The following is a 24,945-nucleotide window of genomic DNA, read 5'->3' as shown; positions in this document are numbered from 1 at the left end:
ATGGTTTACTTGTTAACAGCCACACCCAATTCCATCGGCACGGTTTTTTCATCACTCGCCTCGGTTTCTTTGGGGGCGTCGGTTTTTACGCGCTCGGCGGGAACACCCGCTGTGGTCAGCCCCGTGCTGACCACTTGCTGGCGCTGTGTGGCCAAGGCTTGCAATTGCGCAGCGCTGACTTCTTCAGAATTTTGCAGCTTTTGCGCCAGCACGGCATAAAAGTTTTTGCCTTTCAGGGCATTCACTTCTGAATCGCTCAACTCGCGTGTGTCTTTAAACAGGTTGGTAATTTGGCCCAGCGCCTTGCCTGCCACGCCCTGTTCCAGTTGGCCCGGGTTGGCCTTTCTGAAGCCTGTTTTTAGCGAGGCCAATTCACCGCCACTGAAGCGTTTTTCGAACAACGCTTCCAGTGCTTTTTGAGTGGCGTCGTTGTTCAAGGCCAAGGGGCCAGGGTTCTCGTTGGCTTCCAGTTTCTCGCCAGCTTGAACCGCCACGGCACGGCGCATTTGCAAGTTTTGAATGGCAGTTTTGTCGGCGGGTGCCCATGTGCCTTGTACGGTCAGCGCAAGGTTTGGGCGGGTGGTTAATGCTTCACCCAACTTCTTCAGGCCTTCGCGTTGTGAAGGGCTTAGCGTGTTGGCGCCAGCAGTGAACTCAATCTTGCCCAGCTCATCGGCATCGCCACCACCAAACAAGGCACCCAGTGCGCGGAAAGGGGCAGTTACTATTTTGGTCAGCACATTGCCAATGGCCTTCCACACAATGGCACCATAGCTAAACTGTGGGTCGTTCAAGTCGCCAGTAATGGGCAGGCCCAAATCGATGCGACCGTTGCTGTCTTCCAGAATGGCAATGGCCAGTTCAAGCGGCAGGTCTCGGCCCTGTGGGCTCTGCACACGCTCACCCAGTTTCAGTTTGTCGACGATCACCTGGTTGCTGCTGTTCAACTGTTGGTTTTCAATGTTGTACACCAGGTTCAGCGACAACTTGCCCGACTCAATTTTGCGGTTGGCAAACGTGCCTGAATAGGGCGTTAAATTGCGCATTTCCACATTGCTGAATTTCACGGCAACGTCCATGTAATTGGTGGGGTCGAGCAGGTTGATGGTGCCTTGCGCATCGGCCTCGCCGAATTCGTCAACCGCGCCTTTCAGGGCCAGCTCGCCGCGCGTGCCCGGCTTGTTGGACAAACCATTCACCACACCTTCCAGGCTGTGAATGCGTGTGCCAAACGGAATGAACAGCGATTCATCTGCAAAGTCCATTTCACTGTTGACGATGTTGAAGCGGTCAATGTTGACTGCGAATGCGGGGGGCGAGTTGTCGGCGCCTTTCGCTGGTTCAGGTGTTTGTGCGGTCGCGGTTTTCGGTTCTTCCTTGTTCACCAAAATGCGGCTGATGTTGGTCGATTTGTCTTTCGCAATTAACAGTGCCGTATCCAGGCCTTCAAGCGTTAAGCGTTGAATGTTCAGGCCTTGAGCATTCACACGCAGGCCAGGCGTGAACAGCTTTTTGAATTCGAAAAACGAGTTGTTGGTGCCCGCTTCATTCAGCCGCAGGCTGCCAATCGTCAAGCTGCCCGCATAGCCTTGTTCTTTGGCGTTGTAGGTGGCTTTGCCCTTGGTGTAAATGGCGCCGCTCACCAGGTTCAATTTGGCAAACTGGGCGATGAAAGGCTGTGCGGGCTTCAGCGCCAGTGCATTCACTTCCACATTCATTTGTGTGGCGGTGGTGCTGGGGTTGATGGTGCCATTCACTGCAATGCTGCCGCCACTGGCCACATTCAGGCTGGCCTTCAAGGGCAGGTTTTTTGAAAGGTCTTGAGTGACACCGCTTGTTGATACTGCAATATTGTTCAGACCAATGTTCAGCGCAGGGCTCACAGTTTGGTCTTGAATGTTCGCTTGAATGCCAGAAAGGTCGATGGTGTTGACGGCATACGTCCAAGGCTTGGATTCCTCGGCAGTCGCGCCTTCGGCCTCAGCTTGTTTTTCCGCTGGTTTGGCTGGGGGAATCCAGTCGTTAATCGCGGCCATCAAATCAAGTTCGCCCTTGGCATTGCGCTTTACATTCACTTGCCCGCCTTTCAGCGTTGCTGCGTTCACCTCGGCATGTTGCTCGGTCAGGTCGACCGCGATTGGCCCCACCTCAATGGCGTCGAGCCCAATTGCTTTGGCCTTGTTGCTGTGGTTCAGTTGCAAGCCCGCCAGCACAATGCCTGCCAACTCGGCCTTGTTGGTTTGCAAATTAAAGCTTGCGTTGTTGATGTTCAACTTGTTGAATTGAGCCGCAGCACTGGCACCTTGCGGTTTGGCTGCAATATTGAATTCGCGCACTTCAGCATTGATGTTGTTGATGAACACCTTAGGCGGAATTTCCTCGCTGGCGTCTTTCAGGTTTACATCAAAATCCAAAGCCAGGTCGGCGCTGCCAGCCGGTGGAGCTGTGGGCAGCAAGGGGGCCAGCAACGGTTCCAGCTTCGCAATGTTCAAGCCGGTGAGTGAAAACTCGCCCACCGCTGAAGGGTCAGCCAACTGAATTTGCGCGCGCAGTTTCAACTCCGCATCCAGACCGGTGACTGCATTCAGAACAAAGTCGCCATCGTTTTCTGAACGGGTGGCCAGGTCGCGTAACTCCAGGTTCAGCGGGGCAAATGTGGTTTTCAAACCGTCGGGTTTGCGGCGGTCCTCAAAATTTACCGCGGCATCGGAAATCAGCAGGTGGCTAAGCAAAAAGGCAGGTGGCTCGGTGTTCTCTTCCTCTTCGGGCTCGTCGGTTTTAAAGGCATCCAGCAGGGCGGTGAAGTTGTTCTTGCCCTCAGGCAGCAGGGCCACATTCAGGTTCAGGTTTTTCAGGTCGATTTGATCCATCGCAATCAGCCCGGTGAACAGGTCGGTGCCCGATACATCGACAAACAAATGCTCGAACGACACCAGTTGCTCGCCCTCTGGCGTGGCCAGGTTCAGCTTCGGGATGCGCACAGTCAGCTTGAAGGGGTTGATCTCGGGCAGATCCATGTTCAACACATGGCCCGAACGCTCAAGCACCTGTTTTTCAGCTTGCCAGTGCACCAGGCGTGGCAGGCCAGCCCAAGCAAACAGGTAGAAGAAAACAATGACAAAGAGCGGAATCAGCACCGATTTGGAGCGAAGAATGGGGGCAAATTTCATTTTATAAGTGCAATACGGTGGATAGTTGCCCTCAGTATCCTAGATACCGGCGCTGGTGTACACTAACGCCTTCTCGCGCGGCTGTAGCTCAGTGGATAGAGTATTGGCCTCCGAAGCCAAGGGTCGTGGGTTCGATCCCCGCCAGCCGCGCCATTTTCGTTTTCCTCCGAAAGCCCGCCGTTTGGGTGTTTCCGTCAAAAACTAGTCTTCTCTATCCAAAATCTGCTTGTTTTTCTCAGCATGTTTGTGCCCATTCTGTGCCCAAAAATTTTGGGCACGATGGGCACAAGAGTATCGGTTTGAAATAGGGCACACTTGTGCCCAAATTATTCGCTTGTTTTGATTGAGTAACCGCAATTCGGCCGAAGAAGCCATTAGGACTGATGGCTGGGACGTCTGAGTTATTTGCAAAAGCAGACTTCGGAACCTTAGCAGTTGTCGATGATAGATCTGACCTTCGAAATCGAGTTCCAGGTTCAACATTTTGCGGCGAATAACCTAGGTTTATTTTTCATCCTGTTCATGCGATGCTTTGTAAATATTTGAAATAGTTAATTTAAAGAAATCTTTTGCTATGTGCGGATAAATGGATATCGCCTTTGTTATTCGATAAATCAAGTTAGGCGACCAATCCTAGCCCGCTCGCAGTTGATGGAATCATGAGAAATCGGAGGGCATAGTGCTAACACTCGTCAAGGCGCAGGTCTGGAAATACAAGTCCATTGAGGATTCAACGCCCGTGGCGCTTGCCGATGACGTGACGGTGCTGGTTGGCAAGAACGAGTCCGGCAAGACGGCCTTCCTCGAAGCGCTGTATAAAGCGCTGCCGCTCGGCGCCGCCGGATACGACTACGTCGCCGATTACCCGCGCAAGGACCTGGTGCGCTACCGACCTCAGCACGAGGCGAAAAACTATCAGAAGGTCGTGCAGTTGACTTTTCGCATCGAGAAGGAGCTGGCCGACACGATCAACAAGGAAGTCTTCGGGGGTGCGCAGATCGTCGCCGCCGGCAGTACCTTCATACGCGATACGACCATCGCCAACACGAATACCATCGGCTTCCATATCGACCAGAAAGCGGCCTTGGTCGCGCAGCAGAAGCCGCTAAGCGATCTGGAGCACCAGGACGAAGTCTTTGCCGGGGCCACGTCGCTCGCCGACGTGCTTGCCAAAATCGAAGGCCTGAACCTGCCAACGGACAACCGCCTGGCGAAGTTCGCTGCACAGTGGCGTGCACGGGCGATCAAGGCGAACGGCTGGGGACTGGTTGACGGCCATATCTGGCAGACCTACCTGTTGCCGGCACTGCCAAAGTTCCTCTACTTCGACGACTACAAGCTGCTCGAAGGCAAGATCAATCTGCCTGCGCTGCAGCAGCGCGAAGCCGCGAAGCAATTGACTGACGCCGACGAAACCGCGCAGGGGCTTCTGCAGCTCGCCGGAACGACTCTGCAGGAGTTGATGAGCGACGAGGGCTACGAAACCGCGAAAGCGAAGCTAGAAGCCATCGGCCTGAACATCACCCAGAAGGTCTTCGAGTTCTGGAAGCAGAACCAGGACTTGGACGTAGAGTTCGATCTCAAGACCGATAGCAAGGACGTTGCGCCCTACAACAGCGGTGTCAACCTCTATATCCGCATTAAGAACCGCCGCCACGGCGTCACGGTGCCGTTTGACCAGCGCAGCAAGGGCTTCATCTGGTTCTTCAGCTTCTTGGTCTGGTTCGACGCCGTGCAGTCGCGCGCCGCGACGCAGGACGCGCTCGTTCTTCTGCTCGACGAGCCGGGCCTGAACCTGCACGCGCTGGCGCAGGCCGACTTCCTGGCCTACATTCGCGAGCTGTCGACGCAGCATCAGATCATCTACACGACACACTCGCCTTTCATGGTGGACAGCGCGTGCCTGGACGAAGTGCGAGTCGTCGAAGACCGCGTCAAGGAAGGCACCAAGATCACCGGTGACTTGGCCGGCTCATCGGACGAAAGCGTGTTCCCGCTGCAGGCCGCGCTCGGCTACTCCATCGCGCAGAACCTCTTCATCGCCAAGAAAAACGTCCTGATCGAAGGGCCGGCGGACCTGATTCTGCTGCAGCATATGGGCGCGTTGCTGGAAGCCAGCGACAAGCAGGGGGTGGGGGACGCGATTCTGGTGCCGGTCGGCGGTCTGGACAAGTTGGCTACCTTCGTCGCGCTGCTCGGGTCGAACAAGCTGAAGCTCGTGGTGTTGCATGACCGCGCCGCCAGCCCTAACCAGAAGCTGGAAGACCTGGTGCGGCAGAAACTGATCGAGCGCAAGCGCGTCCTCGACTTCTCCATGTTCATCGACCCGGCTCCGGCCGAAGCCGACATCGAAGACCTGTTGCCCACCGACGCCTATATCGAAGCGTTCAACCAAGCCTACGGCAAGGAGTTGAACGGCGTGACGCTGACCGCGGCCGATCTTGGCGCGCAGCCGCGCATGATCGAGCGCATCAACCACTGGCTCAAGGCAAAGAACATCACGCTGCTGAAGGATGGCGGCTTCAACCACTACCGCGTCGCGCAGGCGGTACTGCCGGCGCTGACGGCTGCGACACTTAAGCCCGATGAACTGGCACGCTTCGAGCGCCTGTTCTCCAAAATCGGTGAGGTGCTGTGACAGTCTCCCCTTGGTCGCCTAACAACAGCATGCAGCGGACGGCGCTTCGCGCCGCCGCTGATGCTGGGCGTTAGACCTCGTTGGTGACGCCGTGGGTCCAATAGCGCTCTTCGACAAATCCTTCTTGCAGTCTCTCACGCTCGATGAGTCGGTGTGGTTTGATCATTTCTTTCTGCCTGTCATCTGCCCCTTGTTTTTTGTTGAAACCCTCGCCGATCTGAGCAAGCGAACCCGTGTAGGTACACGAACTCCTGAAGACCTTGTCCGCATCATTGCGGACAAAACGCCTGTCATGTCGGGAGCGCCTTGCGTACATCACTCACAGATCTGCATAGCGAACCTGATGGGTCATGAGGCGCCGCACTTTGGTCAAGTTCCCCTTGCAGGGGGCCGACCGGTCAGAGGCGTAGACGGCAAGGCGGGCGTCGTGTTCAAGAATTCTCCCGAAGCCGAAGCCTTCTCCCGATGGCAGCGCGGGCAATTTCAAGACATTGAACGGGAGTCGGCTTCTGCTTGGCGTGCAATGCTGTCGGATCTCAATCTGCCTGAAGTTGCGTCGAGGATGCGCGCACTTGGCATAACGCCTCAAAGCTGCAAGACGATTGAGCAAGCGTATGGCATCGCCGCCTCGCTTGTGAATACGAGATTTGCGCCGGAGCAGCAACTCGGTCTGCTCTTCTCCTTCGTTCATATCCCGCAGCATCTGTGGGGTCCCATTATTCAGCGTTGGTCGGACGCAGGCTTTCCGTCGCTGGCGGAGTTCGCAAGCTATGCGGCGCACGTGCTGAAAGTCGAGATCTTCTTCCAAATTGCGCTCGCGGCCAATCTGATCTCTTCCGATCGGCCCTCGAATCGTGCTGACATTGCCTATCTTTTCTACTTGCCTTTCTGCCACATCTTCGTGTCGGGGGACAAACTCCACCGTCGCTGCGCACCAGCATTTCTGAGTAAACGGCAAGACTTCGTCTGGGGTCCGGACCTGAAGGCCGATATCACGCGAATCAATCAGGAACTCTCCTCTATCCCAGAGGAGGAGCGTCAGATCGGCTTGCACAAGTTGGCTCCCCAGCCGCCGGGTGACCCCGGTGGCGTCGTCGCCTCGCTGTGGAGAAAGCATGCCCCGAATGCTCAATCCTCTCGTGAGGCTCCCATCCCCTTGTCTCCGGAGGTGGAGCGAAAACTTGTCGAACACCTCAAATCGTTCACGAAGGCTCCGACGGCGCCAGATGTCGCTCGGCTACCTCAAGATAATCTCGAAAACATCGCAATCGAACGGCTGGTCCCGGCGAAGAGAGGCGGATGGTGGATCATTCCGAAAGAAGTCGCAGATCGAGAACGGGGCGAAGAGGTATAACATAGCAATAGACACGGACGGCCTATCGGTATGCGTTCGCGTGCCTAATGTTCGCTGGTCATTTCTACGTTAAGCGTCAAGGAGAGGAATGTGTCGGATTGGATGTTCGGGCGAAATGGTCAAGCCACCGTCATTTTCGATAATGATTGTTTCCGCAATAATCGAGGCCAAGTTGTAGCGTGGATAAACGGAGAAAACGTCTATTCGCTCAGAGGTCAGCATATTGGTTGGTTCGAAGGCGGTGTTCTTTACGATAACCGCAATCAAGCTTTGGGATTTCTTCGAAATTCGACTGGTTACCTGCCAAGTCGGCCCGGGATCGGTGGTACACCGGGTGCGCTTGGTTTTGGCGGTAAGCCGGGGCGACCCGGATTAGCAGGAGCTCCCGGCAAACCAGGTCGAGGTAGCTGGTCACAGAATGACCTGGAGACGTACTTCAATGCTTGACAATTACGTCAACGGGATTAGTTTTCCGCTGGCGCTTCAAACCAACCCGTTAAGTTAGTGTTAGGTGGCTTTATGAGTAAGTCTAGGCTCCCAATCTCAATCCTGGAACACAACGTTGTTTATGAATTTGAACGACGTGCACAATCTAATGCACACGATCTCGAATTGGCTGTGGCGAGTAGAAAAGTGGTCCCGACCCTAGAGTTGATTCTCGACAAGGTCCCTCCGAAAGTGCCACATGCAAACGTGAAAACAAGAGAGATCACAATCTATGAATCACATCTTGCATATTTGTGGGCATTTGTTTACTCGAGCTTCGTACTTTACGAAGAAGGCATACAGAAGCCAATGCTCGCCGGCACTTTCAGCGGAAGTTTAGAGTTCAACAATTCGTTGCTTCAACGTGCGGCAGCGCTACAGAGCTGGGCTATCAAGTTTGTCCGTTGTTATTCCGACTGGAGCATAGATGAACTCCCAAATCCAGCCAAAGTGGAGAGCGAAGCTGAGCAGTTTTACGTACCAAAGGTGAATAGCCTTTTTTTGCAGGCCGTGAATTTTTTACTATTTCACGAGTACGGGCACCTAGTGTTGGGACATGTCGTAAATGAAGACAAAGACTGGACTCTTGACCAAGAAAAAGATGCGGATAATTATGCAACCACATTTTTCATTGAGGCGGGTACAAACGAAAGTGAGCGCCGATTTGTAGGGGTTTCAATCGTTTTGCTGCTCGTCTCTTGTGTCTTTATCCCTGAGAAGATTTCGGGTCTGTGGCAGGTAAAGCACCCTCACCTACATGACCGCATCCGAAACGGTATCAGTTCGCTCAATTTGGAGGAGGAGGAGTCGAAGTTCTACATTTACTATCTTGCAAGTATTGCCCTCCAAAAATACCTTCTTGAGAAGGGCGTAGATTGTGCACAGCTTGAAATAGAAACGGCTGAGGAGCTGTTTTTTGAGTACTTGGCGAGGATTGATGAGTTTCGAGAAAGCGGCATCTAACAAATCGATACAGTGGACATTTGACCCGTCACCCATTTTTGCTTCCGCAAAAACAGGCATCGCCTCAAATGCCGCCGAACTCAGGTGTTACACAAAGTCCGTTTAAGATTTCTCTGGAGACGTTCTAAGTCAAAAGTCACAGGTCCGCTCTGGCCGACAAGCGGAAGCAGTAATCAATGCATTAAACTCATTTATTACTTTAAAGGTCGTTCTTTCGCGGGCGTTATTCAGGTTGGTACGGGTCAATCAGGCCCTGGGAATCAATCCTATTCTTCCCAACCCCACTAACGCCAAATCCTACAGCATGAAAATTCAAGTCGTCGCTACTAGAAATAAGTTGCCTTAGTGCCTTCACATCTTGATTCTTTGGATCCAACCACACAGCCCAATCCTCTTTCGAGATCATCACTGGCATGCGGTCGTGAACTTGCTTCAGCTTCTCGCTAGGTTCGGTGGTAATGATGGCAGTGCTCATGACAAGCTCACCACTTGTTTTATCGATCCAGTGATCACAAACGCCAGCCATTGCGAAGTAGGGTGTTTCATTGGGGTAAATATAAAAAGGTTGCTTGCGGTTTTCACTGCCCTCTGACGGGGCTTGCCATTCGTAGTAGCCGCTTGCGGGAATTAAACAGCGAAACTTTTTGAAAGCTGTTCGAAAAGATGGCTTCTCATGGACAGTTTCTCCGCGAGCATTATTCAATTTCGCACTTCCAGATTTGTCTTTTGCCCAATGGGGAATCAGCCCCCAAACATGGTTGAGAATTACCCGTTTGCCTTCTCGATTTATTCGCACCACAGGTACCCATGTAGTGGGTGCAATGTTGTAGCTGTTCTTGAAGCGGCTCTCTTCTTCCGTATAACGTGCATCGAAATATGCTGTTAACCGGGAAACTGGTCCTTCGAGAACATACCGACCGCACATATCGCTAGTCCTGCTCGTCTACCAATTCAAACAAGTCGCCCACCTGGCAGTCGAACAGCTTGCACAGCGCCTCAATTGCTGCCAAATCAACCCTAGTGGCGGTCTCGTTGTAAAGCAAAGTAATCGTATTTCTATTCAGTCCAGTGGCTCTCGCCACGTCTATAACCTTCAATTTTTGCTCGCCCATGAGCCTTGATAAATGGCATTTAATCATTCTAAAAATCCAAATGTCATTCAGGATGACAAAAATAGTTGACATATGCATTTTAGCGTGGCAATATGTCATCCAGGATGAATAAAAATCATCTGGAGTGCAGAAAGTTTAACGTAATGGAGGCTATATGTCACAAACTTTTTTAACCACTGAAGAGCTATCGACACGAATCAAATATGACGTGCGCACCATCCGCGATCGTTTGAAAGATTCAGTGTTGCTGGAAGGTCGCCATTATTTTCGTCCTTTTGGTGGCCGCAAGATTTTGTATATCTGGGAAGCGATTGAAGCCGATATGCAGAAAGCAGCATCCACCAAATTGATGGCCTCTGGCATCTAAGGGGACATCATGGGAAGCGTACGCGCAAGAAAAGACAATGGTCAGCTTTTCCTTGATTTTAGATATCTTGGGGAGCGCTGTAGAGAACGATCCGTTTTGCCAGATTCGAAACAGAATCGATACAAGCTCGAACATCTGATGAACCAGATTGAGTCTGAGATCAAAGCAGGGCAGTTTCGCTACAGAAATTACTTTCCAGGTAGTAGTCTGCTCGAGAAAATCGAAGCCCTTGAAACTCAGCAATATCAACCCGCCTCGCCAATGGTTTCCATTCCAATGACCAACCAGTCGGTGCGGCAATCAGTGGAAAAAATTTCCACCGCAGGTCATCCCACCTTCACTGAATTCGCTCAGAAATTCATTGAAGAAAACGAGTCGCTGTGGAAGCGCTCGAACATTCGCACCAAGCGGGACATCTTGGAAAAGTGGTTGATCCCGCAGTTCGGAAACAGGGTGATCAGCAGTATCACCAAACAGGACCTTCTGGAATTTCGCTCAGTTCTCGCCAAAGCCCCGGGCAAAAAACCAGAAACAACAATGTCAGCTTCACGGATCAATCATGTGATGACGTCTGTGAAACAGGTCTTAGATGAAGCCGCTGATCGATTCAACTTTACCACTCCGTACCAGAATATCAAACGGATGCGGATCAAAAAGACAGATGTCACGCCCTTCACGATTGAAGAGGTGGAGATGATCATCAAGTACTGCCGCGAAGACTTTCGAAATTACTTCACGGTGAAGTTTTTCACGGGCATGCGCCCTGGAGAAATTCATGGGCTGAAGTGGAAATACATCGATTTCGAAAAGCGCCTGGTCACCATTCGCGAAACCATTGTGGATGACTACGAGGAAACGCCCAAAACAGCCGATTCCAACAGAGATATTCAAATGGCACCGCAGGTGTATGAGGCCCTTAAAACCCAGTGGGAAGTTACGGGCAAGAAATCGCCATTTGTGTTTGCCAATGGCAATGGCGGGCCGCTGACCAACCGCAACATGAGTAACCGGGTGTGGTACCCCATGCTGCGCTCACTGGGGTTAAAACTCCGTACGCCGTACCAAACCCGGCACACCTTTGCCACGCTGATGCTGGCCGCAGGTGAGTCTCCAGAATGGATAGCATTTCAGATGGGGCATTCCTCCACGGAAATGCTGTTCAAGGTGTACTCACGCTATGTACCCAATTTGACTCGTCGTGATGGCTCAGCGTTTGAGCGCATGTTGGCTGCCAACTTGGGTCCCGGTGTATCACCGCCGATTGCTCCGAGTTCTGTGGCGGTGGCGGAAAAGTCCTCTGTTTCGGAGGCCCTAGAGCAAGCCCAGCCACCACGAGTAGCCAAACCGGCACCCACATCCGCCGCACCTGTTACCGGCGTGAATCAAGCTTCCAAACCTGCCATTCAAAGCCCATGGCTGCAAATGTTTGAAAGCTACCAAAACAAGAACACTCAGGGAGAATAATCATGATCAATCCAAAACTTCAAACCGGTAATATCTCTCTTAGCGCTCAAGCCGATAAAAAAACAGTCCGTTCAAGCCAAGGTATTCACGCCAACAAAGTTTGTGTTCAGAAAATGGTTCGCATCAATCCAGATGCTAATCAGCTTTTCACTGGTGCTTTCTCTGGTCTGAATATGCCGCAGTTCGCAAAACTTGGTACTGGCATTTGCGTGGCCAAACATGGCTATGTTTCGCAAAGACAGCAGCGTGAGGGCGTAACTTACGTGAAGCTTGGTATACCGGTTTACGCTGCGGCTGATCAAATCTACCAAGGAATGCTGTTTGTAAACCTAGCCTGTAGTGGCGCAGATGGCCTGGGAGATCACTCGGTCGTGAAGGTTGTTCCCTCGTTGTGGGCCCGTGCTGTTGATGATGGTAAGAACTGCTGGGTGTCGGGATTGAGCCCAGCTGAGGGTGAGCCTGAATACAATCCTTTCGACTACGCAATAGCTCAATTGCCTTCCACGTTGAATCAAGCTGCAAGCACGGCAATCTGCGCTTCAAGTCTGTGCGAGTTCTTGAGTGAGGCGTTTCGATTGCTAACCCCCGAGGATCGTTCCCTTTATTTGGGAATCATGTTGCAGAGCAACCGCTTCTCCAGGTTCCTAAAGTACGCGGCTTCAACACGCAGTCATCACAATGGCGATCACGGACTTGTGTTGCACACAGCAGAAACTGTGGCCAATGTTTTGCTTGGCTTTTTAGCGGCGTCGCCGTGGCAACGCAGCATAGGTAAACCCGCTTTTGACTTAAGTCTGACACTTCTTGCAGCACTCTTACATGATGCCGCCAAGGTGGACGATTACTACCGTCTTGCGCCAGACGTCTATTCTACAAATCTAAATTGCAAACTACTTGGCCATGAGCAAACCATGCTCAAGTGGATCGCAGCGGCTTGCTCTAATTCAGGGAATTATCCACTTAAGCGTGAACTACAGCTTGAACATGCCATCTGCGCCGTGAAGCGACAGCATGATCAGTCGGGTGCTCGAAAGCGTAAAACTCCCGAGAGCTTTGTGTTGCACGAAGCTGATTGCGCAAGCGCGCGTGCATTCGATAAAGGTGAGAAAAGTGTCTTGCTGGCCCATCATTTTGTACGTGGAGAATCTGCATGAATAACCAGGGGCAGGGCAGCAAATATCCATTTGGTGAGACCGCTTTCCTACGGAGAGGGATTCCCCAACAGGAAAGTGTAGTTTGCAGTGAGTACTACTACAGCGACTTGTGTGAAATTCTCATTCCTAGAAATCGACAAGAAGAGCTGCAAAGCAGAATGCAATTGCTTTCCAAGGATAAATTTATCAGGCAACTTAACAGTCTAGATTTTCATGAAGAACTTCATGATTTTTTTGACTCTCAGCGATTCGAAGAATTAAAGAAGAAGTGGTCTGACAATCCGAACGAGCACCCCAGTTGGGTATTTCAAGATGGTGGGGAGAAGAAAAATCACTCTCAAAAGGCGTTGAAAAAAGCAGAGAATCTCAAAGTTCCAGACTCTACGAGCTTGTTTCTTAAGCACTTGAAGGAGTGCATGAGTGATAGCAAAGCATACCTAAGGGCATATAAGGGTATGGCTCGGATCTTTACAGCCAGAGCCACATCAGAATTTGTCGAACAAATTGGTGAGGACCGTGAACGTATTGGTCGCTCCTGGCGGCTGTTTGTTTCAATGTCTCAAAACAACGGCTTTAGAAGAATTATCAAGCCCAGCACGCCGATTGAAAAGCGGCTGCAAAACCTGCGATCTAACTTTCCAAATTTTGCACATGTCGTGGATCACGTGCTTAGGCAGATGCGAATCTGGTCTTTAAAAAGCTCTCATGAGCGAAGGCTCAAGCCAATTTTGCTGGATGGACCAAAGGGGACAGGTAAAAGCGCATTTGCTCGCGAATTGGCCGAGGCTCTGAACACCCGCTACGCGTATATAAACATCTCGGCCACATCAATGGGTGGGGTGCTGACAGGTACATCCAACAAATGGGGAAACGGTCAGACGGGTTTAATTTTCTCTGAATTGGCAAGAAGTGAAACAGCCTCGCCCCTTATTCTTCTCGATGAAATCGACAAGATGTCCTCATTTCAGCAGCACCCTGTTGAGGGGCCGTTGCTTGCAGCACTGGAGCCACAAACCGCCCGCGAATTGCGAGATGAATATGGGTCCATTGAGTTCGACGCTTCAAGGGTGATCTATGTCGCGACTTCGAATAATTTAAGTTCGGTTTCGGCCCCTCTTAGATCTCGGTTTGACGTATTTGATATTTCTTACCCTGATCGCAGCCAGAGATTGATCATTATTCGCAGCATGCTGGCGAAGGCCTATCGCAATGTCGATTTCGCACCGCAGGCTTTGAATTTTCTGGCAAGACAAGAAGGTGATCTTCGTTTGCTTCAGTCGATTTTGGATCGTGTGGTTGCCTGCCATGTTGATTTAACTCTTGCTCAGATGGGGTTGGGGCGAGGTGCAACGCTTCGTGGAAAACAGTTAATTCAGGAGCTCACGGTGAGGATCGCTTTGGAACAGATGGGGGCCAAGGTCAGGTTCTTTGATCACATTGAGGTGTGAAGGCCGAGTGATCTCAGCGATGATCCGCGTTCGATATATCAAAAAAACTGTCCTCCCCTGATGCTCTGAAAAACGGAAGTGCATGGGGGAGGACTCAGTTCAGTAAGGAAGATTACGGTGAACAAAAAAACCGGCTCATCTGATAAAGCTAGCAATGAAAGGTTTGCACAGGAAAACCAAAAGTCGTCTACGCAAATTAAACAGGCGTACCAGTGGGGGGTCATTAAATATATCGACAAAGAAGGAGTGGTTTATCGATTGGTTTCGGCGCCTCATGATGGTGAAGATGCTGTCTGGAGTCTGAACTCCGGCATTCTTAGCTTCGAAATTCAGGATGGCTTCGTGGACTTTCACGGGTTTTCAGGGTCGATTTATCGTTGCAAATTTCAGGATCAAGGCTTCAGTCAGCAGATGTTAATAACCATCTTGGGCTGGAGGGCGACGGAGCTCGAGCTAGGAAATGATCTTGATTTGATGCCTTTCGCGTTGTTCTTGAGAGAGTGGGAGGCAAAAACGCCAAGGGTCATGTGAAGTTAAAGAATTCAAAGTTGGTATCCACCGAGCACAAGAAGCCGAAGAAGCTGCACAGGAACCTGCGCAGCATGTCCGGGATTTGGTGGCCTTGGGCTTTACCGGGTCTATGACCGGGTCAGGCAGTGGAAAGATTTCGAGTAGTTCAAGGCAAAACATCGGGCAAGGGTTGTTTTGCGTATTTTGGTCGAAACTGGACACTGATTCCAGCATAAACTGGAAACCTAAAATCGCTCGCTGATAACCGTGGCGCCTTGCTTGGTTTTTTAACCAAACAACAGCGGCCACACCAATGCCTAACCGGAGGTTGTCCATGAGGAAGATTTTAGAAACACTGCGGCTGCGCGAACGGCTTGGGTTCACCAATCAGCAAATTGCTGAGGTCATCAAAGCCGGCCCCATCACCGCGTGAGACTATCTGTGACGGGCCGAGATGGCCGCTATCGATTATTCAATTGGCGTTAAAATAGATGAGCAGCGCTTGTTTCCTCCTGCTTTGCCATCAAGCGTGAAGCGCCCACAACCGAACTCGGCTTTCATTCACAGCGAATTGAAACGCAAACACGTCATACTCGATTTGCTGTGGCGCGAGTACAAGTAAAACAGGCAACGAAAGTTACCGCTTCAAACACAGTTCAACGCAAAACAGGAAGGAGGAAAAACAGATCTAAAAACTGAAAATCGAGACATAATTCTGACCCCAAGGGGGGGCAAAATTCAATGCAAACCCCAATTCAAATCCCAATTCAAATCTGGGTGTAAATCAACAGAATGCCGTTGGCACTGTTATTCAGGAGGCAAGTTCAGTGTTTTTTCGAATAGCAAGGGGAGAGCGCCCAAAGTGACGCCTGCAGAATCTGACTAAAGTGGCCTGTTCGGAAAACCCTAGGATAGAGGATAGGTGAGACATAGAAACTTCCGTCTCGGTGAGATATCGAATCGCTTCTTGACAAATGATTTGTGTCTTTATTTGATCAAAAGAAGTGCCTTCATCAGACAAATGCCGTTGCAAAGTTCTTGGGTGAATCGCCAACAGGTTAGCAACTGCAGATTTGTCGCACACTGTTCTTCCAAGTATTTTTTTGATTACTTGGGCAGTCCTCGCTGAATAAGTACCACGGAGGCTTCGGAAATTGGTTTGAATGTGTAGATCTACGATGTGACTAAGCTCAATATTGGGCTTATCGAGCCGAGTTGCCAGAGTCGAATTACTCAAGAGTAGTGCTGCTTTGTCACGATCAAACTCAACAGGAGCACCAAAGAATCGATCATAAACTTCATGGTGATTTTTCGAACCATGAGGCAAGATTACTTTAGTCAATTGATAATTATCGCCTGCCAGAATCTTTATAAAACGGTGAAGATTGCCCAAGCAAATATCCAAGGTTTGTGTGTGGACTATCGGCTTTCCCAAATTAATTGAAATACTTACCCAGCTATTGAACGAGGACCTTTGAGGCAGTGACGGTTCCGGAAAACTGTCAATCTCAATTGCTGGGCTCATGATGTCAATATGTTTGGCTGCGTATTCAACTGCCTCGCGCACTGTGGGCAAATTGCTGATTACCAGCGAAAGCGGGCCTAGGATGCTGATGTCGTGATACGGAGACATGCTTAAACCGAGACAGGGAAGATTCTTCGCTCTGGCGGCGTATTCGAGCATCTTGACAAAGTCATCTATCGGGACGAACTCGTTGTCTTGATTCGCAAGGTCTAGGTCCAGACCAAACCGCGAAGCAATTTCGCGAGCATCACTACCACTACTGCTCAATACCTCAAGAAATCCCAACATGACCGTCGATCTAAGTAAAAGACTCATTTGTCTCCAAAGGTCAAAAAATAGTCTTCAATGGTCAAGAGTATATGTTTTTACCAATGTAATAATCAAATGAAATATTAAAACCATATGGAGACAATAACGATGAAATTTACTACCCGCGTTGGCCGCAAAAAACTTTGGGCATTTCTGCTCGCAAGCTCATTCAGCTTATCCGCCCAAGCACAGCAGGGTAATCAAAAATTATGTGTATATGATCTTTTAGGTGCTGCGGGTGATATTTTTGCCATGGCTAAAGACTATGAAGTTGCCTCTAAAGCTTGGGGCGGCAACGTCAAAATTCATGCTTACACGGATGAGCGAATTGCCACTCAAGACTTTATCGCGGGTGAATGTGATGCAGTGTTTGCGACTGGTTTCCGTACCCGTCAATTCAACGCCATCACTACATCTATTGACTCACTGGGCGCATCCTCAATCGTCAAAGACGGCAAGGTGGACATGAACGCCAGTTACGAAGTAGTACGTCGCGCAATTCAGGTATTTTCCTCACCAAACTCCACAAAAACCGCAATCAATGGAAAATTTGAGATCGCCGGTATTATCCCTTTTGGGACGGCTTACCCAGTGCTGAACGATCGAAAAATCCAGACCGTTGAAGATCTTGCTGGCAAGAAAATTGCAGCTTTTGACTATGACAAGGCACAGGCCGTGATGATCCAGAAAATTGGTGCTCAACCAGTTTCTGCAGATATCACCAACTTCGCCAGCAAGTTCAACAATGGCATTGTTGACATGATTGCAGCACCAGCCGCCGCATATAAACCGCTAGAACTCTATCGAGGCATTGGCACCAAAGGTGCTATCAATCGTTTTCCGATTGTGATCTTGAGCTATCAGATGGTGATCAACACCAGCAAGTTTCCGGTCGGCTTTGGACTTGAGTCAAGAAAGTATTGGAGCGGTCAGTATGATCGTGCTTTGAAATTGATTCTTCGAGCAGAGCAAACAATTCCAGAGAAAACATGGAGTGACCTGACCCCTGAAAACATGATTAAGTACACCATCATGTTGAGGGAAAGCAGGGGGTCGATTGTCGAGCAAGGCATATACGACAAGCAGGGTTTGAGCATCATGAAGAAAATCCGGTGCAGTGTGAATCGGGCGGACTCAGAATGCACACCTGACAGCAAAACGTTCTGATAGTTGACCAGTCCGATATGTGACGAGAAAGGATCATATCGGCCTTTTTATCTCCTGGTCTCAACCACCCAAGCCACTCAAATCAGTCTCTGTAAGCATCTTGAGACTGCCGCTTGTTGGCGATATAGAAAAGCTGGTTTATGTCTTGCACTCAGTGAAATGCAATACGACCTCATTTCCCGACGGATATAACATGAACAAAAAAATACAGTACTGCCCAAACTTCAAGATGCTAATTGTAGGCGCATTGACAGCAACCCCAATTCTGTCTTTTTTGTCGAGCAAAGCATATGCGGGAGGAACCGCATTTGATGCAACCTCAATCAGTTCTATGGGAAGTGCCAATGCGGGGATGGCTGCCGAAGCAGGTGACGCATCTGTTCTATTTGCGAACCCTGCTGCATTGACCAGACTCAAAAGAGCGGAAGTTGTACTTGGCGCTGCATTTGTTGGTATCAACACCTCTTACACCTCCGGTCAAACACCGGATGGATCTCCAACGAACAGCGGCACTACAGGCAGCGCTGGGCAGGAATTCAATCGAAAAAGTGGATACGATTCAACTGCCCTTGCGCCCAACCTGTTCGTAGCAATTCCAATTACTAAAAAACTCGTTGTTGGTTTCGGAGGGGCCGCCTCCCATGCACTGATTGTTCGCTACGATGAAAATTTTCCGGGACGCAACCAAGGCCGCGATATTGACTTTAAGGTCAGCCGGGCAAACCTTGGGTTTGGCTACAAACTTACTCCGACTTTGTCGATTGGCGCCAATGGATCTTATGAGCGATACTTTCAATCCCTTAAGCTGAAACTGAACTATCGGGATGCCGTTGATGGGCTGTTGAACAATGGGTCAACACTTCTTGATGGGTTGAATGCCGCTGGGCTGGCACCGCCTATTCCTGAAGAAGCTGATTTAAGTTTGCGAATGTTCGGTTGGGCATTCAATGCACAAGCCGGCGCGCTTTGGGAACCCACGATCAATACACGAATTGGTATTTCCTATCGACCGAAAACGGAATTCACCGGTATGCGTGGCAAACTGAAAATACAGGAAACAGCGGAGGGTGCTGAGTTCAGGGAGTTCCTTAATGGAGGACTGATCGGGGTATCAGGTCCTTTACTCGGTGTGAACGGACCGCAGGCTGCTGGCGACTTGCTTCCGGAGCAACGAATCAAGCAAGACATCACGTTGCCGGATGAGCTTCGCTTGAGTATTTTTCATCATGCTAGCCCCAAACTTGATCTAATGGCCAGCTACACGCGTCAGGACTTTTCGGTGACAAATCTTAAATTTGTTCGGGAATCGAATGGGCGGGTACTTCAAGAGATTCAACAAAATTATGTAGCAGCCAACAGCTATCGCGTTGGTCTTAATTATAAAGCATTCAAACGCCTCGTTTTAAAAGCTGGCTACGCAGTAGAGAACAGCGTAATTGATGATGACACACGAATTACACTGTTACCCGACTCAGACAGACAATACTTTGGCTTAGGAGCACAACTTGAGTTGCGACGGGATACCACACTGAATTTCTCATATATGAAATTTGACCTGGAGCCAGGCGCAACCGGTGCCAACGGGCAAGTCAGCCCTGCTGAAGTAAGGGGGGGCGATTTTCAGGGTACAACCAAACTTGACATCGACTTTTTTGGTGTAAGCATCACCGAGCGATTCTAAAGGGCAGGCATCGACATGATAGTGATACAAAAACTGACAAAAAAACTCTTGGTCTTTGGAACTGCAGCAATATTGACTGGTTGTTCCAGCATTCAGGGCGGCATCACAAACTTTGCTATTGGCATCGTGGAAGACCGAATTGTGCCACCTATTCTTGAACTGAACGATGTAGACATGGGTTGCCAGTTTGCCACCAGCGGCTTTCCTCTAATATCAGGTGCCACGCGAGCGTTCTATGGCGACCCAGCGTTATTGGAATCATTGTTGTACACCACATCCGCAGTGTGTTCTGAGAAGCGCTCTGTTGATGAGGAACTTCGTTATCTGCGAGCCACACGCGCGAATCAAATTTCAGATGCACAAGATGCCCGAATTGCACAAAAGCGCCTTCTTGAGATCACCGCAAGACGACAGTTCTCGGCATTCAAGGTTATGCGCAGTCATTTGGAGGAGAAGTATGATTTTGAATACGGCAAAACATGCCCAAATTTTGAGCGTGATTACGATGAACTTACCTTCATATTAGGGACAGTCGCAGGCCTGCAGGCAGTGATCAACGACATCGCATCTCAGCAAATGGTCGGCGTTCCAACTGATATAGCACCATTGTCTGAACGGGCCTTGAAATGCGTTTCCAACACCAAATGGTGGGGGGTCCCTCTCGCAGCAAGATCTGTCGTTTGGAACATCCTGCCTGGCGGGGCAGAAGGCAAAGACGTCTGGGGCAGTTTCAATCGCTCAATGTTGATTGGCGAGCGAAGCGGTGTGCGATTGGCACACGTGATGTACGCAATATCGGCGCAGGCGGCTGGGGACGAAAAGCGTTTCAGGGATGCTACTAAACGTTGGGCAGCGGCGCAGAATTTTAAGCCGAGCAAGCAGTATCGCTTGGTCGAGGACATATCCACACTCACGATGATTAATCTTTCAGATCGCTACTGGTCAGCAAATATCGGTACACGTACACCGATAGCGTCAATTGGAACTTACTGGGACGAATCAAATTCTGCCGCCCAAGATATTGATTTGGGAGACCTGCTTGAGTAACAAAAATGAAGTCTCCGCAACTTGTTGCTTAAAATGTTAGCTTTACAAATCAAAAAGAGTTCAGATAAGTTGACAGACTTCCTACAATTTGGACGGTGGAAAACCATACCAGCGGGTAAACGCCCTCCTAAAATTTGCGATATCGCCATAACCCAATAGATAGGCTGTTTCCTTTACACCCAAATGCATCATCTTCAGGTACTCATGAGCAAGGCGGCAACGTACCTTGTTTAACACATCTCGATACGAGGTTCCATTCTCCCGAAGCCTTCGGTGAAATGTACGAGGAGTCATATTCAGCGTCTGAGCGCATACATGTTGATTTGGAAATTCTCCTTGTTTACTTTTCAATAACAACCGTTCAAGACGGGCTGCAATTGAATGGTTCGATTCAAGGCGCTCCAGGTCTCGCTGACAAATTGATAGCGCTTCGGACATAACCAGCGCATCGCGATGACTCAGCGGGTTTAATACTTCCGAATAATTGAGGGAGATGCCTGTCCACGATTGCCCGTAAAGCACTTCGCAACCCAACAATTCCCGGGAAAGGGCTGCATGCGAAGGTTCAGACATCGAAAATAGAATACTTTGGCATGGACTATTGCTAGCCACTGTTGCATCTATTATGTTCTTGACTGTCCCCAACGCAATTTCAGCAACGACATTGCCAATTTCTCCAAGTCCTGGTATCGGTTCAAACACCACTCGAAATTCATCGTTGACTGTTTCAGATCGAATAGCCAGTAATGACGTCCGCAACGGTACGTACCTTTCCACGATTTGCATTGACTCCTGTATGGTATTTGCTGACAACGCGGCCAATCCAACATTTCCATGCGCGCTCGGTACGAGGTTACACCCCAATCTCAAGCCAAGCCCACTGTCGCCTGTCAACTCAATGGCCTGTTCCAGCAATGCACTATAGGCTGCAACAGGTACTTCATAACCGGGTTTAGTCAAACAGGTTACATCAAGCCCAACACCCGCAAGCCAACCAAACACGTCAAGTCCTTTGGTGTTCAGTTGTTCGGCGATCTGTGGAATGTAATGAATTACCGTGTTTCCCAAATTAGTCGGGATAGGGTAGGGGTTATCCTTTGAGCGCATTGATGAAAATTCCCGGTAATTTCCAAACCGAAGGAAGGTAATAAAAATAGGTTAATAACCGTCCAAGGATGTGTTGTTTACCGTTTGTTATAAACCATGGTGGTCGAGGTAATAGGCTAAAATTCAAAGACAATAAATTCCTCGGAAAAGGACGCCAAGGCGCTTGAACAACTGTTTTTTCAGTACGCTCTAGCATCCAGGTGTTGTGCACCGTACCTATGCCCGATCCTGGTTTTTTCAAACTGGCACCGGGAAAGGCACCCCAAGGGCAGGCGTTGAGAAGAAAGGCTAATCCAGTCCATGTATTAATCGCGATGGTGCCATAACGAAGTTGGCCTAGAAGCGATTCAAATTTTTCACGTCCAATTTTTTTAATGGTTGCAGGGTGGATCACGATGTTCGCCCCTAAAGTACCGTGTAATTTTTCATTCGCGAAATCAATGGCTGAGGCCAGGTAGTTTTTGGGGCATTCACCTGACAAAAATTTGATTGTGAAGGCAGGAGCAAACACTTCATTGTTGGCCAGCCATTCAGATTCGCCCTGATCAAAGTCGGCCACCAAAAAGGTCAGCCTTCCAAATTGATCAAAAGACTCTATGCCACCATGCGCTCGAAAATCAGCGCAGCGCTGTTGACTGCCAGGATAATATTGCTCACGTCCACCGTGGGATGTCATGATGGACTTTAACTCACGAAGTAGTACCTCTGTTCCTTCCCACCCCTCTGGCACTATGAGCGTTTGCATGGCCACGCAGTTGTAACCGGAATTTTGCATTTTTTGTGTCGCAATCTGCTCAGCCTGAAAGCGAATGTCCGCTTTTGTCCATGAACCAGGCACCACAATGGTCGGGCAAACTGCACCTAGCTCGGAAGTAATGCGCCGGGTATTACGCGGTTTGTCGTTTTTCCTGTTGTTGTCTGCCTCCTTCCCCTCACCCCATACGATCAGGTCATGCGTGGCGGCAGCGCCCGTAATGTGAATGCTCTCCACTAAGGGATGTTCTACCAAATACGCCCCCAGTTGGTTTCCGCCGCGCACAATCCGAAGAGCATTGCGGTCAATTAATGGTTTGAACGCAGCGTGCAAATAATCAAAAAGATAATCATTGATCGGGTTGAGTTTAAGCAACACGACCTCGTTTTCAACAAAGAGTTTGTGGAGTGCGTCCAATGGACTGATCGCTGCCACATTGCCTGCTCCTAACACCAAGGCCAGTTTTCCAGATCTTTCACCGGCTGGTAGATCATAGGCTGAGGCAGCTTCAATCGAAACTTCATTTACGCCGCGCTGCATCCAAACCTCTGCCTTCACACCTGATAAAAGAAGTTTGTCCCAAAGGGTATGCGGGAATACTTTCAAAGCAAGTTGACCTTTCGCGACTCGGCGATAGGGTAGTTGCGCTAGAAAGGCCTTGTTTTCCATTTTGGAGAGTGTTTCAATAAGGCCATTGCAAGTGGCCATTACTGGCAACGGACCTGCTAACCATTCTTCCCCTTTCAATGTAGAGCTTGCAGGTAAACGCTTGCGACGTGCTGCAATTTCAGCCCAGCCCTCAGATTGTTGAAGAAGCGCAGTCTTGATTTCTTGAAGAATGAAAATGCGAACGGTACAGTCGGTACGGGCCCATTCATGTTTGTTCCCATCGAGAACCAACAAAGCGTCGTCACAGCGTTGAGTCTCTTCGGAAGCAGTTTTCTCTCCAGGTATAAGGTTTTGAACGGACATCTGCTCTATCGATAAATTACCTAACGACTCAGACATGACTCATCTCCTTCTCATTAATCTGAGGGCTTGTACTTGTTTTGGTGATTCGATTCTTACCGAGGATCATATCAGCCGCTTTTTCGGCAATCATGATTGAGGGTGCATTTGTATTGCCAGAAACCAAGGTGGGCATCACGCTCGCGTCTACCACTCTTAGTCCCTGCAGCCCATGCACACGTAGTTGCGCATCCACAACCGACATTGTGTCGGTTCCCATTTTGCAAGTTCCTACAGGGTGATAGATGGTGTCGGCTCTAGCGCGTATTTTTGATTCCCACTGAGAATCGCTCATGCCTTCATGCACGTCGAAAAGTTCTTTATGTCGGTAGTTCTCTAATGGTTTTTGCATCAAAATTTCACGGGTGATTTTTGCTCCCTTGATCAAAGTTTCCAGATCCCTGTGATCCGATAGGAACTTTGGATCGATCCCTGGATCATCCAAAGGATCCGCAGATTGCAAGAAAACTTCTCCTCGAGAATAGGGACGAAGCGCGCACACATGGCAAGAAAAGCCGTAGCCTGAATGTAGTTTGCGCGCGTGGTCCTCCACTATAGAAATTACAAAGTGCAATTGTAAATCTGCACGATCAATTGACTTCGATGATTTCAGAAATGCAGCTCCTTCCGCAAAAGGCGAGGACAGCATACCGGTGCCATTTCGACGCCACGAAGTAAGGTGCTTGAATAATCCCAGCGCGCCTGCCAAACCCAATCCAAAGTTGTCAGTATCAAGGGATTTGAATGCCAGTGTGAAATCCAGATGATCCTGCATGTTCTGCCCGACACCTGCTAACTCGTGCACCATGCTAATGCCATAGGGGGTGATGTCTTGTGGTCTACCAACACCGGATAACTGTAAGAGTTGAGGGGAGCCAAAAGCACCAGCAGAGACGATCACCTCGCGACGGGCTTTAACTAGAAACTCCTTGCCGCTGTGGCGATAAAAAACACCCTTTGCACGCTGATTCTCCAAAAGAATGCGACAGGCATGAGCGTTTGTAAGCACCGTTAGGTTTGAACGCTCGGTCATTATGGGATGAAGGTAAGCGGCGGCCGCTGAGCAACGTTCACCGTGCTTATTCGGGTCATGAAATTGTGTTACCTGGTATAGCCCGGTACCCTCATTGTCACCGGTATTGAAGTCTTGCTGCTCTGGTAGTCCCCAGGCTTTTGCTGCTTCAACAAACGCGCGAGTCACCGGTCGTGGGCTGTTCTGATCCGACACATGAAGTGGTCCGCTGGCCCCGTGAAATGGATCAGCACCTCGCTCGTTGTTTTCGGCATCTTTAAAGTAAGGCAATACACTGTCCCAGTCCCAACCATCACAACCCAGGTTTGCCCAGCCATCGTAATCCTGTCTTTGTCCTCGGATGTATAACATGGCATTAATCGCTGAAGAACCCCCCAGCGCCTTGCCGCGAGGCTGATAGCCAATACGCCCGTTTAAACCGGGCTGAGGCACTGTATTAAAAGCCCAGTTGTTCAGTTTTCCGTGCCCGGGAACCATCGCAACCATTGCAGCAGGTGTTCGAATCAAGGAATTGTCTCCACGACCACCAGCTTCAAGAAGGCACACTGTTACTGACGAATCTTCGCTCAAGCGCGCTGCCAGAGTTGCTCCGGATGAGCCTCCACCCACGATTACAAAATCGAATTCCATAATAATCTCCAAACTAAG

Annotated in this window: 20 protein-coding genes and 1 tRNA gene; 14 read left to right on the top strand and 7 right to left on the bottom strand. The window is 49.9% G+C overall.

Annotated features, from left to right (window positions below; all coding sequences use genetic code 11):
• Positions 1-5: 5 nt before the first annotated feature.
• Positions 6-3,170, bottom strand: coding sequence for a DUF748 domain-containing protein (locus FCS97_RS02545; protein WP_138516278.1), 3,165 nt, complete (start codon positions 3,168-3,170; stop codon positions 6-8).
• Positions 3,171-3,247: 77 nt separating this feature from the next.
• Here FCS97_RS02545 and FCS97_RS02540 point away from each other — a divergent pair.
• The 5 genes from FCS97_RS02540 to FCS97_RS02520 all read left to right on the top strand — a co-directional run bounded on the left by FCS97_RS02540 (position 3,248) and on the right by FCS97_RS02520 (position 8,611).
• Positions 3,248-3,323: transfer RNA gene (locus tag FCS97_RS02540), tRNA-Arg, on the top strand.
• Positions 3,324-3,849: 526 nt separating this feature from the next.
• Positions 3,850-5,808, top strand: a complete 1,959-nt coding sequence (locus FCS97_RS02535) for an AAA family ATPase (RefSeq protein WP_008247186.1) — start codon at positions 3,850-3,852, stop codon at positions 5,806-5,808.
• Positions 5,809-5,899: 91 nt separating this feature from the next.
• Positions 5,900-7,162, top strand: a complete 1,263-nt coding sequence (locus FCS97_RS02530; RefSeq protein WP_008247191.1) for a hypothetical protein — start codon at positions 5,900-5,902, stop codon at positions 7,160-7,162.
• 90 nt (positions 7,163-7,252) lie between these two features.
• Positions 7,253-7,609 (top strand): 4-fold beta flower protein, encoded by a 357-nt coding sequence (locus tag FCS97_RS02525; protein WP_040512015.1) that lies wholly within the window; start codon positions 7,253-7,255, stop codon positions 7,607-7,609.
• A 72-nt stretch (positions 7,610-7,681) separates the two neighbouring features.
• The gene (locus tag FCS97_RS02520) at positions 7,682-8,611 is read left to right on the top strand and encodes a phage exclusion protein Lit family protein (protein ID WP_008247193.1); all 930 of its coding nucleotides are present in this window, start codon (positions 7,682-7,684) and stop codon (positions 8,609-8,611) included.
• A gap of 223 nt (positions 8,612-8,834) precedes the next feature.
• Here FCS97_RS02520 and FCS97_RS02515 read toward each other — a convergent pair whose 3' ends face one another.
• Positions 8,835-9,536, bottom strand: a complete 702-nt coding sequence (locus tag FCS97_RS02515) for an SOS response-associated peptidase (protein WP_008247195.1) — start codon at positions 9,534-9,536, stop codon at positions 8,835-8,837.
• A gap of 4 nt (positions 9,537-9,540) precedes the next feature.
• Positions 9,541-9,750, bottom strand: a complete 210-nt coding sequence (locus tag FCS97_RS02510) for a helix-turn-helix domain-containing protein (RefSeq protein ID WP_040512143.1) — start codon at positions 9,748-9,750, stop codon at positions 9,541-9,543.
• A gap of 127 nt (positions 9,751-9,877) precedes the next feature.
• Between FCS97_RS02510 and FCS97_RS02505 the strand changes: the two genes are divergently transcribed.
• The 6 genes from FCS97_RS02505 to FCS97_RS16515 all read left to right on the top strand — a co-directional run bounded on the left by FCS97_RS02505 (position 9,878) and on the right by FCS97_RS16515 (position 15,288).
• Entirely contained in the window at positions 9,878-10,090 is a 213-nt protein-coding gene (locus tag FCS97_RS02505; protein ID WP_008247198.1) for a hypothetical protein, read from the top strand.
• 9 nt (positions 10,091-10,099) lie between these two features.
• Complete coding sequence (locus FCS97_RS02500) at positions 10,100-11,554, top strand: Arm DNA-binding domain-containing protein (RefSeq protein WP_083797050.1); 1,455 nt, start codon at positions 10,100-10,102, stop codon at positions 11,552-11,554.
• 2 nt (positions 11,555-11,556) lie between these two features.
• Positions 11,557-12,708 carry a hypothetical protein gene (locus FCS97_RS02495; protein ID WP_138516276.1) on the top strand — a complete coding sequence of 384 codons (1,152 nt, stop codon included), beginning with the start codon at positions 11,557-11,559 and terminating at the stop codon, positions 12,706-12,708.
• Positions 12,705-14,156 (top strand): AAA family ATPase, encoded by a 1,452-nt coding sequence (locus tag FCS97_RS02490; RefSeq protein WP_008247205.1) that lies wholly within the window; start codon positions 12,705-12,707, stop codon positions 14,154-14,156. Before FCS97_RS02495 ends, FCS97_RS02490 begins: the two co-directional genes overlap by 4 nt.
• Positions 14,157-14,273: 117 nt before the next feature.
• Positions 14,274-14,687, top strand: coding sequence for a hypothetical protein (locus FCS97_RS02485; RefSeq protein WP_040512017.1), 414 nt, complete (start codon positions 14,274-14,276; stop codon positions 14,685-14,687).
• Between the two features lie 433 nt (positions 14,688-15,120).
• Entirely contained in the window at positions 15,121-15,288 is a 168-nt protein-coding gene (locus FCS97_RS16515) for a hypothetical protein (RefSeq protein ID WP_008247210.1), read from the top strand.
• Positions 15,289-15,477: 189 nt separating this feature from the next.
• Here the strand turns inward: FCS97_RS16515 and FCS97_RS02480 are convergent, their stop codons facing one another.
• Positions 15,478-16,506 carry an AraC family transcriptional regulator gene (locus FCS97_RS02480; RefSeq protein ID WP_040512019.1) on the bottom strand — a complete coding sequence of 343 codons (1,029 nt, stop codon included), beginning with the start codon at positions 16,504-16,506 and terminating at the stop codon, positions 15,478-15,480.
• A gap of 102 nt (positions 16,507-16,608) precedes the next feature.
• Between FCS97_RS02480 and FCS97_RS02475 the strand changes: the two genes are divergently transcribed.
• The 3 genes from FCS97_RS02475 (at position 16,609) to FCS97_RS02465 (ending at position 20,395) form a co-directional block, all read left to right on the top strand.
• Positions 16,609-17,667, top strand: coding sequence for a putative solute-binding protein (locus FCS97_RS02475; protein ID WP_008247221.1), 1,059 nt, complete (start codon positions 16,609-16,611; stop codon positions 17,665-17,667).
• A 193-nt stretch (positions 17,668-17,860) separates the two neighbouring features.
• The gene (locus FCS97_RS02470) at positions 17,861-19,348 is read left to right on the top strand and encodes an OmpP1/FadL family transporter (protein ID WP_008247222.1); all 1,488 of its coding nucleotides are present in this window, start codon (positions 17,861-17,863) and stop codon (positions 19,346-19,348) included.
• Between the two features lie 15 nt (positions 19,349-19,363).
• Positions 19,364-20,395: a hypothetical protein gene (locus FCS97_RS02465; RefSeq protein ID WP_008247224.1), complete on the top strand. Its 1,032-nt coding sequence runs from the start codon at positions 19,364-19,366 to the stop codon at positions 20,393-20,395.
• 81 nt (positions 20,396-20,476) lie between these two features.
• On the opposite strand, the gene FCS97_RS02460 is transcribed toward FCS97_RS02465, so the two are convergent.
• From FCS97_RS02460 to FCS97_RS02450, 3 genes are read right to left on the bottom strand one after another with little or no spacing between them, the layout of a single operon-like run.
• Positions 20,477-21,502 (bottom strand): AraC family transcriptional regulator, encoded by a 1,026-nt coding sequence (locus FCS97_RS02460; RefSeq protein ID WP_008247225.1) that lies wholly within the window; start codon positions 21,500-21,502, stop codon positions 20,477-20,479.
• Positions 21,486-23,264, bottom strand: coding sequence for an aldehyde dehydrogenase family protein (locus FCS97_RS02455; protein WP_232222687.1), 1,779 nt, complete (start codon positions 23,262-23,264; stop codon positions 21,486-21,488). The genes FCS97_RS02460 and FCS97_RS02455 overlap by 17 nt, the downstream gene beginning before the upstream one ends.
• On the bottom strand, positions 23,257-24,927 hold the full coding sequence (locus FCS97_RS02450; protein WP_138516274.1) for a GMC family oxidoreductase: 1,671 nt from the start codon (positions 24,925-24,927) through the stop codon (positions 23,257-23,259). The genes FCS97_RS02455 and FCS97_RS02450 overlap by 8 nt, the downstream gene beginning before the upstream one ends.
• Positions 24,928-24,945 lie beyond the last annotated feature (18 nt).

The organism is Limnobacter alexandrii (assembly GCF_005871185.1).
Taxonomy (GTDB): Bacteria; Pseudomonadota; Gammaproteobacteria; order Burkholderiales; family Burkholderiaceae_B; genus Limnobacter; species Limnobacter alexandrii.
This window is presented reverse-complemented; position numbering and strand designations above follow the sequence as displayed.

Excerpts from the sequence above, each read along its gene's own strand:
- FCS97_RS02545 (WP_138516278.1), bottom strand. The coding sequence starts at position 3,170 with ATGAAATTTGCCCCCATTCTTCGCTCCAAATCGGTGCTGATTCCGCTC.
- FCS97_RS02520 (WP_008247193.1), top strand. The coding sequence starts at position 7,682 with ATGAGTAAGTCTAGGCTCCCAATCTCAATCCTGGAACACAACGTTGTT.
- FCS97_RS02515 (WP_008247195.1), bottom strand. The coding sequence starts at position 9,536 with ATGTGCGGTCGGTATGTTCTCGAAGGACCAGTTTCCCGGTTAACAGCA.
- FCS97_RS02510 (WP_040512143.1), bottom strand. The coding sequence starts at position 9,750 with ATGATTAAATGCCATTTATCAAGGCTCATGGGCGAGCAAAAATTGAAG.
- FCS97_RS02505 (WP_008247198.1), top strand. The coding sequence starts at position 9,878 with ATGTCACAAACTTTTTTAACCACTGAAGAGCTATCGACACGAATCAAA.
- FCS97_RS02500 (WP_083797050.1), top strand. The coding sequence starts at position 10,100 with ATGGGAAGCGTACGCGCAAGAAAAGACAATGGTCAGCTTTTCCTTGAT.
- FCS97_RS02495 (WP_138516276.1), top strand. The coding sequence starts at position 11,557 with ATGATCAATCCAAAACTTCAAACCGGTAATATCTCTCTTAGCGCTCAA.
- FCS97_RS02490 (WP_008247205.1), top strand. The coding sequence starts at position 12,705 with ATGAATAACCAGGGGCAGGGCAGCAAATATCCATTTGGTGAGACCGCT.
- FCS97_RS16515 (WP_008247210.1), top strand. The coding sequence starts at position 15,121 with ATGGCCGCTATCGATTATTCAATTGGCGTTAAAATAGATGAGCAGCGC.
- FCS97_RS02480 (WP_040512019.1), bottom strand. The coding sequence starts at position 16,506 with ATGAGTCTTTTACTTAGATCGACGGTCATGTTGGGATTTCTTGAGGTA.
- FCS97_RS02475 (WP_008247221.1), top strand. The coding sequence starts at position 16,609 with ATGAAATTTACTACCCGCGTTGGCCGCAAAAAACTTTGGGCATTTCTG.
- FCS97_RS02470 (WP_008247222.1), top strand. The coding sequence starts at position 17,861 with ATGAACAAAAAAATACAGTACTGCCCAAACTTCAAGATGCTAATTGTA.
- FCS97_RS02465 (WP_008247224.1), top strand. The coding sequence starts at position 19,364 with ATGATAGTGATACAAAAACTGACAAAAAAACTCTTGGTCTTTGGAACT.
- FCS97_RS02460 (WP_008247225.1), bottom strand. The coding sequence starts at position 21,502 with ATGCGCTCAAAGGATAACCCCTACCCTATCCCGACTAATTTGGGAAAC.
- FCS97_RS02455 (WP_232222687.1), bottom strand. The coding sequence starts at position 23,264 with ATGTCTGAGTCGTTAGGTAATTTATCGATAGAGCAGATGTCCGTTCAA.
- FCS97_RS02450 (WP_138516274.1), bottom strand. The coding sequence starts at position 24,927 with ATGGAATTCGATTTTGTAATCGTGGGTGGAGGCTCATCCGGAGCAACT.